The organism is Actinoplanes sp. NPDC024001, assembly GCF_040638955.1.
GTDB lineage: Bacteria > Actinomycetota > Actinomycetes > Mycobacteriales > Micromonosporaceae > Actinoplanes.
Window position 1 is genome coordinate 1 of record NZ_JBEZZB010000059.1, and the last position, 13,888, is coordinate 13,888.

Sequence of the window (13,888 nt, forward strand, 5' to 3'; positions counted from 1 at the left end):
GCGGCGGCGCACGGGGCCGCCTATCCCCACTCGCAGCTGGACCGGGCGTGGCGGCAGCTCGTGTTCGGTGCGCACCACGACGCCATCACCGGTTCCGAGTCGGACCAGGTCTACCTCGACCTGCTCACCGGGTGGCGGGAGGCGTGGGAGCTGGCGCGCGGCGTACGTGATCAAGCGATGCTGACGTTGGCGCCGCCGGCCGGAACCGGCCGGATCGCGGTGTTCAATCCGTCGGGGTGGCCGCGATCGGACGTGGCGCGGGTGCGGGTGGCATTCGCCTCGCCCGGAACGACGGCGGCCGGCGTCGCCGGCGTGCCGTCGCTGCTGGAGAACGCGGCGCTGCACCCGGACGGCAGCCTCGCCGCCGCCGACGTCGTCTTCCGCGCGGCGGACGTTCCGCCGGTCGGCTACCGCACGTTCGCGCTTGTCTCGGAGAAGGAGTCCGGCGCCTGGGTGGAGATCGACTCTCCGCCCGTCATCGCCAACGAGTTCCTGCGCGTGAAGGTCGATCCGGACCGCGGCGGTGGCGTCGTCGCGCTCGACGACGTGCGCACCGGGCGGCACCACCTGGCGGCCGGCGAGACCGGCAACGAGCTGCGCTTCTACGACGAATACCCGGCGCACCCCAAGTACCACGAAGGGCCGTGGCACCTGCTGCCCAAGGGCCCGGCCACGCACGTCTCGAGTCAGAACCCGGCAACGGTATGCGTCGAGCACTCCTCGCTCGGTCAGCGCCTCACCGTCAGCGGGACGATCGACGGCGTCGCCTACACCCAGGTCCTCACCCTGTGGGACGGCTCCCCGCGCCTCGACTGCGCCACCACCCTGGACGGCTTCACCGGCGCCGACCGGCTCGTGCGCCTGCGCTGGCCGGCCGCGATCCCGGGCGGCCTGCCGGTCAGCGAGGTCGGCGCGGCGGTCGTCGGGCGCGGCTTCGCCCACGTCGAGACCGACACCGAGGACGCGCCGTGGACGCTCGACAACCCGGCTCAGAACTGGTTCGCGCTCTCGCACACGGCCCGCGTCGAGGTGTCCGACCCGTCCGGCGCCCACCTGCACAGCCGGGCCGTCTCCATCGCCGAGGTGATCACGTCCGGCGACCCGGCGGACGCGCGGGATCTGGTGGTCGCCCTGGTCCGGCAGGGAGTCACGGCCACCACGTCCACCGACACCGGCCCCCGGTACGGGCGCCTCGCCATCGACTCCAACCTGCCCGACCTGCGCGTCGCCGTCGGCGGCCCGGCCACGAACGCGTTCACGGCGGCGGTCCTGGCGGCGGCACCGCCGTCGTACACCGCCGAGCTCGACCGTCAACTCACCGCGACCGGCGCCGCCCGGCTGTGGATCCCGGCGGCCGCCGCGCTGACCGAGGTCTGGCAGCCCGGCGCCGACCTCACCGACGCCCGCGCCCTGCCCGTCCTCGTGGTCGCCGGTGACCTGTCGATCCTGGACGGTGCGGTCATCGCCGCGACCGGCCTGGACGCCGGGCCCGACCCGGATCTCGCACCGCGGACCGTGGCGCTGCTCAACCGCGGCCTCCCCGGCTTCGCGGTCGACACCTCCGGCGCGCTGCACCTGTCGCTGATGCGCTCGTGCACCGGCTGGCCCTCCGGCGTGTGGATCGACCCACCGCGGCGCACCGCACCCGACGGGTCGAACTTCCAGCAGCAGCACTGGACCCACACCTTCGAGTACGCCGTCGTGGCCGGCGAGGGCGACTGGCGCGACACGGAACTCGTCCGCCACGGTCAGGAACTCAACCATCCGTTGACGGCGACCGTGGTCGCGGCCGGACCGGACGAGGACAGGTCGTTCGTCAGCGTCACCAACGGCATCCTGGCCGCCTTCAAACCGGCCGGCAACCCGCTCGCCGACGGCCACCGGCCCGCACCCTCGCTCTCCCGGATCACGGCCCGGCTGTACGAGCCACACGGCCGCGACGTCTCGGCCCGGCTCGACCTCTGGACGCCCGCGACCGACCCGCGACCCGCCAGCCTCCTCGAAGAACCCGCTGACTCCGCCCTCGACCTGACCGCGATTCCGCTGCCGCCGGCCGCCATCCGGACGCTCACCTTCGACGTCCCGCCCACCACCACTCCCCCGCCCGCCGGCACTCCCGCTGAGCCGCCCGCGTACGCGCGCTACTGGCTGCACAACACCGGCCCGGCGCCGACCGGCAACCTGCCGTTGACCGTGCACGTCGACCCGCCGCTCACGCTCGCCGACGGCCCGGTCCGGCTGACCGTCACGGTCGCCTCGTCGCTGGCCGAGGAGACCGCCGCGGGTGCGGTGGAACTCGGCCTGCCCGACGGCTGGACCAGCTCGCCCGCCACCGTGCCCTATGACCTGGCACCCGGCGCCCACCAGGTCACCGAGGTCGAGGTGACACCCTCGCCGGTGCAGGGCTGCCACTGGATCACCGCCCGGCTCACCCACGACGGGCGGAGCGTCGACGACATCGCCCGCGTCCTGGTCGGCACCGACACCCCGGAAACCGTGACCGCCGCCCTGCACGACACCCGCCTGCGGCTGCGGCCGGGCGACTCGGCCACCCTCGGCCTCGATCTGAGCAGCGACGCCGCCGGGCCGATCCTGGTGCACGCTCAGCTGATCAGCCCGTGGCACACGTGGGAGCTCTTCCCCGCCGTCACCGACGCCATCACCCTGCAGCCGGGCGCCAAGACCGAAACCCACTTCCCCGTACGCGTGCCGCCCGGCCACCCCACCGGAACCTGGTGGGCCCTGGTCAAACTCGCGTACGGCGGCCGTCTGCACTACACCGCCCCGGTGACCGTCGAGGTCCAGCCGTGACCGCCCACCCTCCCGGCGACCGCCGAGGTCCGGCCGTGACCGCCGTCGCCGCCTGGGTCGCCGGGCAGCCGATCGCGACGGCCCTCGTCGACCAGCGGCTGGCGGCGCTGCGCAGCGGCCCGCTCGCCGCCCGCCTGCCCCACCCGGAGACCGCCGAGGGCCGCAACCTGCGCCGCTGGGTCTGCCAGGCGATCGTCACCGAAGCGGTCGTCCGGCACGAGGCCGCCGCCCGCGGCGTCACCGCCACCGCGCAGGACGGCCCGCCCCGCCCGGTGACGCTCGCCCAAGCCCTGCGAACCGGCGGCATGACAGCCGCCGTCCTGGCCGCCGACCCGCTGGCCCGGGCGCTGCGCCGCCACGTCCTCCCGCCGCCCGCGCCGCCCGAGTCCGAGCTGCGCTCCTACTACGCCCGCAACCGCGACCGCCACCCCGGCCGCTACCACGACGAACGCTCCCGCATCGCGACCACCCTGACCAGCGCCACCGCCGAGCGCGCCTTCGCCCACTGGCTGGACCAGCGCTGCGCCGCCCTGGTCCGGCTCGCACCCGGTTACGAGCACCCTGCCGACCCGGCCCACCCGGACGCCACCCACCGCCACTGACAGCTCCCACCGCGTACGCAGTTCTTCGGGATCGTCCGCCGGTCAGCGCCTGCCGATTCGCGCCGATCTTGGTCAGCTGGCTCTCAGCGCTGTTCGAGCGCGTGCAGACCGCCCTCGCGGTCAGCCGGTTCCTCCGGCTGCGCCTGAGAGTTGCTGCGGCCGGTCTGAGCCGACACTGACCGCCAGCCGGCCTGGCCAGCTGCGGCCGGGAGGTGCTTAGGGCAGCGAGACGACGCTGACGGTCAGCCGAGCGATTCCACCGGTGAGCGGACCGAGGACGGGATCAGCCGCCTTCGCCGCAGTCTTCGGCCTGGTTGCCTGTCGTTGTGGGGTCGGGGTCGAATCGCACGTGCCGCAGGCGTGGAGCGGGGGCGGTGGCCGGCCGGGCCGCGACCTCCGTGAGTTTCTCGCTGGTCAGCTCCCAGCGGCGGGTGTCGACGGTGAACTCGAGCCGGAGTTTGTCGTAACCGGCGATCCGGCGCTGGGTCTTCGCGAGGGTGTCGCCGCTGGGCGGAGCGATGCGGTGGGCCTCGATCGTGCACGGCGGGATGTCGACCAGGGTGACGACGCCCCTGCCGCCGGAGGCCAGCTCGGCGATGGCCTCCACGTTGCGCAGCGGGGTGGGGGAACGGTTCTGGATGTAGACGTCGAGGCCGGGCGGCATGGTGCTGTCGGTGCGCTTGCCGGCGACCACCCAGAACGCCACGCGGGAGCTGTATCTGCGCTCGTCGCGCGCGCGGGCGTAATCGTTGAGGACGACCTGGTCGTGGTAGAGATCGACCTGCTTGCGGTTGAGATCGATCTGCTGGACGAACGCCGCGGTGGAGATGCCCAGCGCGATGACGGCGGCCGCACCCTGCAGGTATGAGGCCAGCAGGCTGTGCTTCTCGGCACCGGTCAGCGCGGGCGGCGCGGGACGGTTGCGGCGCTTCCGGCGCCGCCGGTCCAGGCTGTCCATCAGTACGTGCAGGTCTGCAGGTACTGGTCGTACGTGACGGTCTCCATGTTGATGTGCTCCATGCCGCTGTGCTCGGCCTGCCGGAACGCCCCGGAGTAGCGGTGGGCGCGCAGTCGTTCGATGTCGGTGTCCTCCAGCGAGGCCTGGGCCGCGGTGTCGGGGCAGGCGGTCGGTGCGACCCGGAACTCCTGGCCGTTCTCCTGCCGGACGATCTGCGTGTACTCCTCGCCGTCGCGCAGGTAGGTCAGGGCGATGTCGAACGTACGGGCGTTGCGGGCCAGCAGACCGTGGATGATCAGGTCCTGAGTGTCCCCGTCCGGCACCTCGATGACGTACTCGTCGAAGAACGGAACGGTGGGGGTGGTCTCGGGATCGCTGATCTGCAGGGCGGTCGGCCGGTCGGCGTCGAAGTTCATCGCCATGTGCGCCACGTCGCCGGCCTGGTTGCCGAACAGCAGCAGGTATCCGTCGGGCAGGCACACGGTTCTGGTGTTGACCGCGCGAATGCCGGTGATCGTGATGTCGGATCCGGAATTGTTGCTAATCCAGGAGAAGATTTGCGGATTGCCGTAGGCGAATGCGCCTTCGCTCAGCGCCCGGTCGACGACCCCGGAGGAGTCACCGGTCCAATCCCCCGCCACCAATTCCGGGAAATCATTGCGGGCGTTTTCGGGTATCACGTAGTCGAGGCCGTTCTCGGTGGAGAAGGTGGTGCCCACCTCCAGGTCCGCGCCGGTCTCCTGCTCGGGATTGCTGACGGCGGACTCGACGCAGGCGGGTTCCGGCGCGCTCGTCGTGGCAGCCGTGGCCGGCGCGATCTCGTCGGCGGTGGACGAGTCGGCCAGGCTTTTGCTGCCACATCCGGTAGCGAGGAAAGCCGTGACGGCGAGACACGATACGAACCGGCAGGCGGTTTTGTTCGGCATGATGGCAACTTCCACAGGTAATAGAGGTGACTTACGTGTGGGTGAACCCATTGCCGGAACGACCGGTTCAGTCGCGGCACGTCATGTACACCATCGGGTGACTGCGTCATAACGTACAGTCGCGGCCTGCCTTGCCGCCGCGCCCACCCGCCCCCGGGTGGGTCTCTAGGCTGGGGTGATGAAGGTTCTGTCCATCCAGTCGGTGGTTGCCCACGGCCATGTCGGCAACTCCGCGGCCGTTTTCCCTCTGCAGCGCATCGGTGTCGAGGTCGTGCCGATTCCTACGGTGAACTTCTCGAACCACACGGGCTACGGCGCCTGGCGCGGGCCGCTCCTCCCGCCGAAGGATGTGGCCGAGATCCTCCTCGGCGTGGAGGAGCGGGGTGTCTTCCCGCAGATCGACGCCGTGCTGTCCGGATATCAGGGTGGTGCCGGCATCGCCGACGTCATCATCGACGCCGTGCGCCGGGTGAAGGCGGCGAACCCGTCGGCGGTCTACGCGTGCGACCCGGTCATGGGTAACGCCAAGTCCGGATGCTTCGTCGCGCCCGAGATCCCCGACCTGCTGCGGGACCGGGTGGTGCCGGTGGCCGACATCATCACGCCGAACCAGTTCGAGCTGGGATATCTGACCGGCACCGAGCCGGCAAGCATCGAGTCGACCCTCGCCTCGGTCGACCTCGCCCGCGCCATGGGGCCCTCGACCGTGCTGGTCACCAGCGTGGAGCGACCCGACCGGGAGGAGGGCGTGATCGAGATGCTGGCCGTGGACAGCGCCGGCGCGTGGCTCGTGAGCACCCCGCACCTGCCGTTCAAGGCGAACGGGTCCGGTGACGTCACGGCCGCCCTGTTCACCGCCCACTACGTGGAGACCGGAAGCGCGGCGGTGGCCCTGGAGCGCACCGCCTCCAGCGTCTTCGACCTGATCGAGATGACCTACCGGTCCGGTGAGCGTGAGCTCCAGCTGGTGCCGGCCCAGGAGTTCTACGCCGCGCCGCGCATGCAGTTCAGCGCCAAGCAGGTGCGCTGAGCTCAGCCCGCGGCCGCGTCGGGACGATGCCGGGTGGTTCGCTGTTGCAGGGCGGTGGCAGCGAGCCAGCCGATCACTGAAGCGATCACCGCGATCGGGATGGTCTCGGCGGCGGCCGAGCCGGCCAGCAGGGCGGCCAGCAGCGCTCCGAAGAACGACAACCGCAGGGCTGCGGAGGCGGCTGCGGCCAGCCCGGCGATCACCGCCGGGGTGAGCTCCAGATCGGGCAGCACGACCGAGGCGAGCACACCGATGGCGACGCCGAGGGCGACAGCGGGGAAGGTGGGGCCGCCGCGGAAGCCGGCTCCGAGCGACAGCGCGTAGGCGGCCCCCTTGACCACGATCAGCAGGACGAGCACGCCGGCCGAGGTCTCCGCGACGATCTGGGGAAGCACGGACTCGCCGGAGAACAGCACCAGGTCGACCGGCTGGCCGGTGACGGCCCGGAAGCCGACGGCGAGCAGGCCCACGGCCAGACCGGCCGCGCACAGAACCGCGACCGCCGGGAGTTTGGCGGTTCGCGCGGCCATCCCCTGCGCTGTCCGGCGGGCGCCGGCGGCGACCACGCCGGCCGCCAGGGCCACCACCGCGCACCAGGCCACGTCGACCGGGCGGACGGTCGGATAGTTCGGCAGGGGCGGCAGCTGCATCACGGTTTCGGCGACGCCCGGCCAGTGTGCGACGCCGGTGAAGACCAGCGCTGCCGTCCCGGAGGCCAGGAAGCCGGGGAGCAGCGCCTGGCCCAGCGACACCGACGGGACCATGCCGCTGAGGGCCACCAGCTCGAACAGCAGCAACGCCGACGGCAGCGGGCCGCCGAACACCGTGCTGATCGCCGCGAACGCGCCGGCCACGACGAGGAGCTGCCCGCCGGAGGCCCCGGGCCGCAGAGCCCGCGCGGCGATCAGGCCGGCGGCGAGACCGAGGGCGGTCAGCGGCGCCTCCGGACCCAGGACCAGCCCCAGCGCCAGCGAGGCGAGCGCGGCCAGCATCGCGCTGATGAGCTGGACCGGCGACAGCGGGTGGAGCCCGATCCCGGCGACCGCGGGCTCGCCGCCGTGGCCGGGCAGACGCATGGCCCCGAAGACCAGGAGGCCCGCGAGGGTGGGCACGACCAGGACGTACCACGAGGGCGGTGCGGTCCAGCCGGCGCTGTCCGGGAGGGTGGTCCACACCAGCGTGGTCAGCCAGTGCGACAGGCTCATGAAGGCGGCCGCGGCGAAGGCGACCGGCACGCCCAGCAGGGCGGCGATGACCAGGATCCGGGCGTATTCGCGGGGCGAGGGCGCCTGAGGCTGCCCGGCGGGCGACGACGGCGACCGTTCCGCAGGCGTTGACGGCGGCCCGGAAGACGACCGCACCGGCCGATCGGGAGGCGGCTCACCGGCACCTCCCGGTGCGGGCGTCTGTCGGCTCATGGCGGACCTTTCGGCTGCGGCGGCGAGACGAGACCGCTGCACGACACCACAGCGCGCGCCGGCCACACATCACCTCTGCGGGATGAAGCAGGACGAGGCGGAGGCGGGGTGAGGCGAAGGCAAAAGCGAGGCGAAGGCAAAGCGGGGTGAGGTGGACGCGGAGCGGAGGCGGGAGCGGGGTGAGGTGGACGCGGAGCGGAGGCGGGAGCGGGGTGAGGTGGACGCGGAGCGGAGGCGGGAGCGGGGTGAGGCGGAGGCGGGGTGAGGCGGACGCAAGGCGGAGGCAAAGCGGGGTGAGGCGGACGCGAAGCCGAGGCGGGAGCGGGATGCCGTTTGCACAAATCGGCCTGACGCTTGCCTCGCGATAGACCGGCATCTATCCTCGCCAGGAAAGCGCTTTCCCCCCGCTTGAAGGCGCAGCCCCATCCCCACACCCGAAGGTGAGACACACCGATGAGACGATCAGTCGCCCTGCGATGGGCAGCCGGCGGAGCCACCGCGGCCGCAAGCGCTGCGATCATGCTCACGCTGCCGCTGCCGCACGCCCTGGCCGCCGACAACCTCAGTCTCGGCGCCGGCGCCGACGGTTCCAGCAAGGCCAGCGGCACCAGCTACGGCAACGTCAAGGACGGCAACACCAGCACCTACTGGGCGCCGAACAGCACGACCGGTTACGTCTCGGTCAAGTGGGGCAGCGCCACGACGGTCTCCTCGGCCGTCATCAAGCAGGCCTCCGGCGGTGGCTCGATCAGCGCCTGGCGGGTGCTCAACGCCGACAACGGTGCCGTCCTGACCAGCGGCAGCGGCAGCCCGAGCACGATCTCCTTCGCCTCGACGTCGCTGAAGAAGATCACCTTCGAGATCACCAGCGCGTCCAGCGCGCCGCGGATCGCCGAGTTCGAGACGTACGGCAGCGGCGGCTCGACCCCGACCAGCAGCCCGACCGCCGGCCCGACCAGCAGCCCCACCGCCAACCCGGGCCCGACCGGCGGCACCGGCACCCCGACCGGCGCGTGGCCCAGCTCGGCCGGCACGGTGTCGATCTCCGGCACCGTCTCGGTCTCGGGCACCTTCGACGGTGGCATGAAGACCTACTGCTGCATCGGTGACGGCTCGCAGAGCGAGTCCCAGGACCCGATGTTCAAGATCGCCAACGGTGGCACCCTGCAGAACGTCATCATCGGCTCCCCCGCCGGTGACGGCGTGCACTGCGAGGGCACCTGCACCATCCGCAACGTGTGGTGGAACGACATCGGTGAGGACGCCGCCACCTTCAAGGGCACCGGCGGCGGCACCAGCTACGTCATCGGCGGCGGCGCGCGCAACGGCAGCGACAAGACGTTCCAGCACAACGGCAACGGCACGGTCAGCATCTCCGGCTTCTACCTCAACGGCTCCGGCAAGCTGTACCGCGGCTGCGGCAACTGCTCCACGTCGCACCAGCGCCACGTCAAGATCGACAACGTGCTGCTGAACAACATCGACATGGTCGCCGGCATCAACAGCAACTGGGGCGACACCGCGACGATCACCCGGGTCACCATCAGCAACAGCTCCGGCGTCGTGGTCTGCGGCAAGTACCAGGGCGTCGCCAAGGGCAGCGAGCCGAAGTACCTCGGCGAGGGCTGGAACGACAGCAACTGCAAGGTCACCCAGAGCGACATCACCTACAAGTAGGCACTGCCGGGGCGTCCACCGCGAGGTGGGCGCCCCGCCGCGCTCAGGAGACGAAACGGGGCAGGTGGTGGGCCAGCTGAGCGCGCCACGACGGCCAGTCGTGCGGCACGTCGAAACCCCAAAGATCCAGTTCATGGCGTACGCCCTGAGCCGACAGCAACTGTGACATGCGGCGGGTCGACGGCAACGAACCGGTGGTGTCCTCCCACCGGCCCTGTCCGCACACGAGCAGGATCGACAGCCGCGAGCGCAGCCAGTCGAGGTGGTCGCCGTGCAGGTTCGCCACGTACGCCATGGGGTTGTTGAAGTAGACCGCGTCGCCCGGCTCACCCCAGCCGCCCCAGGTGGTCGGGTCGTAGTTGCCGGAGAAGCAGAGCGCCAGCGGGAACAGGTCAGCCCGCTTGAGGGCGAAGTTGAGGGCGTGGAACGCGCCCAGCGAGCAGCCGGTCGTCACGATCTCGGCGGCGTCGCCGCTGTCGGCCCGGATGTGCGGGACGACGGCGTCGAGGATCCACGATTCGTACGCCGCGTGCCGCAGCGCGCGTTCCTCGAGCGGAAGGTCGGCGGCCGACCAGGTGCCGGCGTCGAACGAGCTGACACAGTAGAGCTTGACCCGCCCCGCCTCGATCAGGTCACCGACCGCCGCCACCATGCCACGGTCGGCGTACTCCTGGGCGTACCCGTTCTCGCTGGGGAAGACCAGCACCGGCCGGCCGTAGTGGCCGTAGGCGGCCACCGTGCCGTGAGCACCGGCCGGGGATCGCAGGTCTGCGGTGTAGTGACGCATGCGGGCCTCAGCGGTAGATGCCCAGCAGCGCGCGGGACGCGGCTTCGACGATCTCGTCGGTGGAGGCGTCGAGTGTGCCGTCCAGCCACGCGGTGATGAGCTCGGCCATGCCGCCGATGAAGAGCATGCCGCCGATCTCGTCCTCGATCGCGCTGCGGCCGGAGACCCCGCTGCGACCGAGAGCGCCGAGCAGCTTGCGGGATTCGAGCGCCGACTGATGCGCGAGGTGCCGCAGCAGCTCGGTGCGGCGGCGGCGCAGCTTCGGCACGGCGACCGACTCCACGATGGCGACGCGGCCCTTGCGCGGGTCGTCCAGCAGCAGTTCCATGAACGCCCGCACGGAGGCGCGTACCCGTACCACCGGGTCGTCGCCCGCGGCCTCGGCCGCGGCGCGGCTGGTCTCCTCGATCTCCGCCGCGATCGCGTCCATGACCGCTTCCAGCAGCGCTTCCAGCCCGGAGAAGCTCTCGTAGAAGTAGCGCTCGCTGAGGCCGGCCTCGGCGCAGACGGCGGTCATCGTGGTGCGCGTCCGCGGGTCGGCCCAGACCGTGAGGGCGGCGGCGAGCAGCCGGGCGCGGCGCTGCGCCACCCGGTCGGCGGCGCTGACGCCCCGGTAGATCCCTGACTGGACCGCCATGCCGCCAACCATGCCACAGCCGGCCCGAAACATTGACAGGACGCCCTTCCCGAATCACGCTGGTCGATACGACGATGCCATCCGCGAGGTGAGCCATGACGGCCGAAACTCGGGAACTGCGCCAGATCGTGACAGGGCGGGAGCTGCCCGAGCTGCACCCCGGCGACCGGGGCCTGCCCTGGATCGGGAACACGATCAACTATCGGAAAGACCCGGTCGGGTTCTACCGGCGCCACTGGGAGCGCTACGGCCCGGTTGCTCCGTCCTACAACGTCGGCCGGACCACGGTGATGCTGATCGGCCCGGACGCCTGCGGCGAGGCGCTGCAGAACCGGGACAAGGCGTTCGCCAACGGCCCGGCCTGGTCACAGCTGGTCGGCCCGTTCTTCCACCACGGCCTCATGCTCATCGACTTCGAGACACACCACAGCCATCGGCGGATCATGCAGGAGGCGTTCACCCGGCCTCGCCTGGAGGGTTACACCCGGCGGCTGCATCCGGCCATCGAGCGGGGCATGGCCGGATGGCAGGCCGGCCGGGAGTTCAAGGCGTTCTGGAGCATCAAACAGCTCACCCTCGACATCGCCGCGGACCTGTTCATGGGCGGTGCGGGCGACACGAGCGGGGCCGAGATGGCCCGCATCAACCGGGCTTTCATCACCTGTGTGCAGGCCGCCGGCGGCATCATCCGGGCCGACGTGCCGCTCACCCGCTGGGGCCGGGCCTACCGCGCACGCAAGGTGCTGGAGAACTTCCTCCGCAAATACCTGCCGGCCAAGCGGGCGGCGCTGACCGACGACATCTTCTCGGTGCTCTGCCACATCGAGACCGACGACGGCGAGCGGTTCTCCGACGACGACGTCATCAACCACATGATCTTCCTGATGATGGCAGCGCACGACACCTCGACCATCACCACCTCCGCGATCCTGCACTACCTGGGCCAGCACCCCGCCTGGCAGGACCGCTGCCGGGCCGAGGCACTGACGCTCGGGCCGGAGCCCACGATGGCCGAACTGGAGTCGCTGACCTCGATCGACCTGGTCATGCGCGAGGCGCTGCGCCTGCGGGCACCGGTGCCGGTGCTGCTGCGCTGGACCGTCAAGGACACCGTCGTCCAGGGTGTCCGCATCCCGGCCGGAACGCTCTGCACGCTGGGCATCCAGTTCACCCACCTGATGGAGGACTACTGGACCAACCCGATGGTCTTCGACCCGGAGCGCTTCGCGCCCGAGCGCCGCGAGGACCGCTCGCACCGGTTCGCCTGGGAGCCGTTCGGCGGTGGCGTGCACAAATGCATCGGCCTGTACTTCGCCGGCCTGGAGATCAAGGCGATCATGCACCGGCTGCTGCGGAACCATCACTGGAGCGTCGACCCCGGCTACGTCCCGCCGCTCGACCAGCACGCCCTGCCGTTCCCCAAGGACGGCCAGCCGCTCGTCCTCCTCCCGAACTCATGACCGCGGCCAGCGCGCACCGGCCGGCCTGGCTGAGCGACGCCCGCCTCGCTTCGCTTCGGCGCTGGGTCGCGGTTCCCGCCTCCGGCGGCAGCAAGGGTACGACGACAGCGATCGCACCGTACGACGCCCTGCCCACCGTCGAGGTGCCGGCGGGCATCCCCGACGACGTCGAAGCCGCCGTCACCCTGGCTCGCGCGGCGCAGGAGCCCTGGGCCAGGCTCTCCTACGCCGCCCGCGCCGAGGTGCTGCTCCGCTTCCACGACCTGCTGGTCCAGCGCCAGGACGAGGTGCTGGACCTGATCCAGTGGGAGATGGGCAAGGCCCGCTTCCACGCCTGGCAGGAGGTGCTGCTGCTGGGCACCGTGACCCGCCACTACACCCGGCACGGGCAGACCTACCTGGAGGACCGGCCGGTGCGCCCGGCGGTCCCGGTGGTCACCCGGGCCCGGGAGGTGCGCCTGCCCAAGGGCGTCGTCGGCATCGTGTCGCCCTGGAACTACCCGCTCTACCTCGGCGTCGGCGATCTCGTCCCGGCGCTGCTGGCCGGCAACACCGTGGTCAGCAAGGCGGACCAGCAGACGCCGCTGAGCCTGCTCTGGGCCCGGGCCCTGATGGCCGAGGCCGGCCTGCCGGAGAACGTCTGGCAGGTCGTCTGCGGCGACGGGCCGACGATCGGCACGGCCCTCGTCGACGCTGTCGACTACCTGTGTTTCACCGGGTCCACCGCGACCGGCCGGCTGGTCGCCGAGCGCGCCGCGCGCCGCCTGATCGGCACCTCGCTCGAGCTCGGCGGCAAGAACCCGCTCATCGTCCGCGCCGACGCCGACCTGCAGCTGGCCGCCCGCGGCACCGCCGAGGCGGCGTTCGCCAACAGCGGCCAGATGTGCATCCACATCGAACGCGTCATCGTGCACCAGGACGTCTACGAGGCCTTCGCCGAGGCGCTGCTGGCCGCCACCAGCGGTCAGCGGCTCGGCCAGGGCTTCGACTACAGCTACGACGTCGGCCCGCTGGCCGGTCAGGCCCAGCTCGACCGGGTCGACGCCCACGTGCGGGACGCGGTCGCCAAGGGCGCCACGGTGCTGGCCGGCGGGCGGGCGCGACCGGACATCGGCCCGTACGCCTATCAGCCCACGGTGCTGGCCGGCGTGACCGACGACATGGCCGTCTGCCTCGGCGAGACCTTCGGCCCGGTGATCGCGCTGCACCGCGCGACCGACGACGACGCCGCGATCGCCGTGGCCAACCGGGGCCGCCACGGGCTGTCGGCCAGCATCTTCAGCGCGAACACGGCCGAGGCCGAGGCGATGGCGCGCCGGATCCGCTCCGGCGCGGTCAACATCAACGACGGCGCCGGACTCGCCATCGGCACGGTCGAGGCGCCGATGGGCGGTCGCGGGGACAGCGGCCTGGGCCGGCGCCACGGCCCCGAGGGGATCCGCAGATTCACCGACGCGCAGACGGTGGCCGTCTCCCGTCTCGGCCCGGTCGGTCCGCCGCCGGGCCGGCCGGTGGAGTCGTTCGTGGCGCTCGGCAACAGGCAGTTGAGGCTGCTGCGGCGGCTCGGCATCCGGTGAGCGAA

The 13,888-nt window shown here is 71.7% G+C and carries 11 protein-coding genes; 6 read left to right on the top strand and 5 right to left on the bottom strand.

Annotated features, from left to right (window positions below; all coding sequences use genetic code 11):
* Both AB0F81_RS23120 and AB0F81_RS23125 read left to right on the top strand, forming a co-directional pair.
* Window positions 1–2,811: glycoside hydrolase family 38 C-terminal domain-containing protein (locus AB0F81_RS23120; RefSeq protein WP_360200493.1), on the top strand; the 2,811-nt coding region annotated here is incomplete at its 5' end.
* Between the two features lie 35 nt (window positions 2,812–2,846).
* A complete protein-coding gene (locus tag AB0F81_RS23125; protein ID WP_360200495.1) occupies window positions 2,847–3,413 on the top strand; it encodes a hypothetical protein in 567 nt (188 codons plus the stop codon).
* Window positions 3,414–3,696: 283 nt separating this feature from the next.
* Here AB0F81_RS23125 and AB0F81_RS23130 read toward each other — a convergent pair whose 3' ends face one another.
* Window positions 3,697–4,371, bottom strand: a complete 675-nt coding sequence (locus AB0F81_RS23130; protein ID WP_360200497.1) for a hypothetical protein — start codon at window positions 4,369–4,371, stop codon at window positions 3,697–3,699.
* The gene (locus AB0F81_RS23135; RefSeq protein ID WP_360200499.1) at window positions 4,371–5,297 is read right to left on the bottom strand and encodes a hypothetical protein; all 927 of its coding nucleotides are present in this window, start codon (window positions 5,295–5,297) and stop codon (window positions 4,371–4,373) included. The genes AB0F81_RS23130 and AB0F81_RS23135 overlap by 1 nt, the downstream gene beginning before the upstream one ends.
* A gap of 178 nt (window positions 5,298–5,475) precedes the next feature.
* On the opposite strand from AB0F81_RS23135, the gene pdxY reads away from it, so the two are divergent.
* The gene (gene pdxY, locus AB0F81_RS23140; RefSeq protein WP_360200501.1) at window positions 5,476–6,327 is read left to right on the top strand and encodes a pyridoxal kinase PdxY; all 852 of its coding nucleotides are present in this window, start codon (window positions 5,476–5,478) and stop codon (window positions 6,325–6,327) included.
* Between the two features lie 2 nt (window positions 6,328–6,329).
* Here the strand turns inward: pdxY and AB0F81_RS23145 are convergent, their stop codons facing one another.
* Window positions 6,330–7,688 (bottom strand): chloride channel protein, encoded by a 1,359-nt coding sequence (locus tag AB0F81_RS23145; protein WP_360200503.1) that lies wholly within the window; start codon window positions 7,686–7,688, stop codon window positions 6,330–6,332.
* A gap of 510 nt (window positions 7,689–8,198) precedes the next feature.
* On the opposite strand from AB0F81_RS23145, the gene AB0F81_RS23150 reads away from it, so the two are divergent.
* Complete coding sequence (locus tag AB0F81_RS23150; RefSeq protein ID WP_360200505.1) at window positions 8,199–9,422, top strand: pectate lyase; 1,224 nt, start codon at window positions 8,199–8,201, stop codon at window positions 9,420–9,422.
* A 43-nt stretch (window positions 9,423–9,465) separates the two neighbouring features.
* Here the strand turns inward: AB0F81_RS23150 and AB0F81_RS23155 are convergent, their stop codons facing one another.
* Together AB0F81_RS23155 and AB0F81_RS23160 are read right to left on the bottom strand one after the other, a co-directional pair.
* Window positions 9,466–10,209, bottom strand: a complete 744-nt coding sequence (locus AB0F81_RS23155; protein WP_360200507.1) for an alpha/beta hydrolase-fold protein — start codon at window positions 10,207–10,209, stop codon at window positions 9,466–9,468.
* Between the two features lie 7 nt (window positions 10,210–10,216).
* Window positions 10,217–10,846: a TetR/AcrR family transcriptional regulator gene (locus AB0F81_RS23160; protein ID WP_360200509.1), complete on the bottom strand. Its 630-nt coding sequence runs from the start codon at window positions 10,844–10,846 to the stop codon at window positions 10,217–10,219.
* A 95-nt stretch (window positions 10,847–10,941) separates the two neighbouring features.
* On the opposite strand from AB0F81_RS23160, the gene AB0F81_RS23165 reads away from it, so the two are divergent.
* Together AB0F81_RS23165 and AB0F81_RS23170 are read left to right on the top strand one after the other, a co-directional pair.
* A complete protein-coding gene (locus AB0F81_RS23165; RefSeq protein ID WP_360200511.1) occupies window positions 10,942–12,306 on the top strand; it encodes a cytochrome P450 in 1,365 nt (454 codons plus the stop codon).
* Window positions 12,303–13,883 carry a succinic semialdehyde dehydrogenase gene (locus tag AB0F81_RS23170; protein WP_360200513.1) on the top strand — a complete coding sequence of 527 codons (1,581 nt, stop codon included), beginning with the start codon at window positions 12,303–12,305 and terminating at the stop codon, window positions 13,881–13,883. Before AB0F81_RS23165 ends, AB0F81_RS23170 begins: the two co-directional genes overlap by 4 nt.
* Window positions 13,884–13,888: the final 5 nt, after the last annotated feature.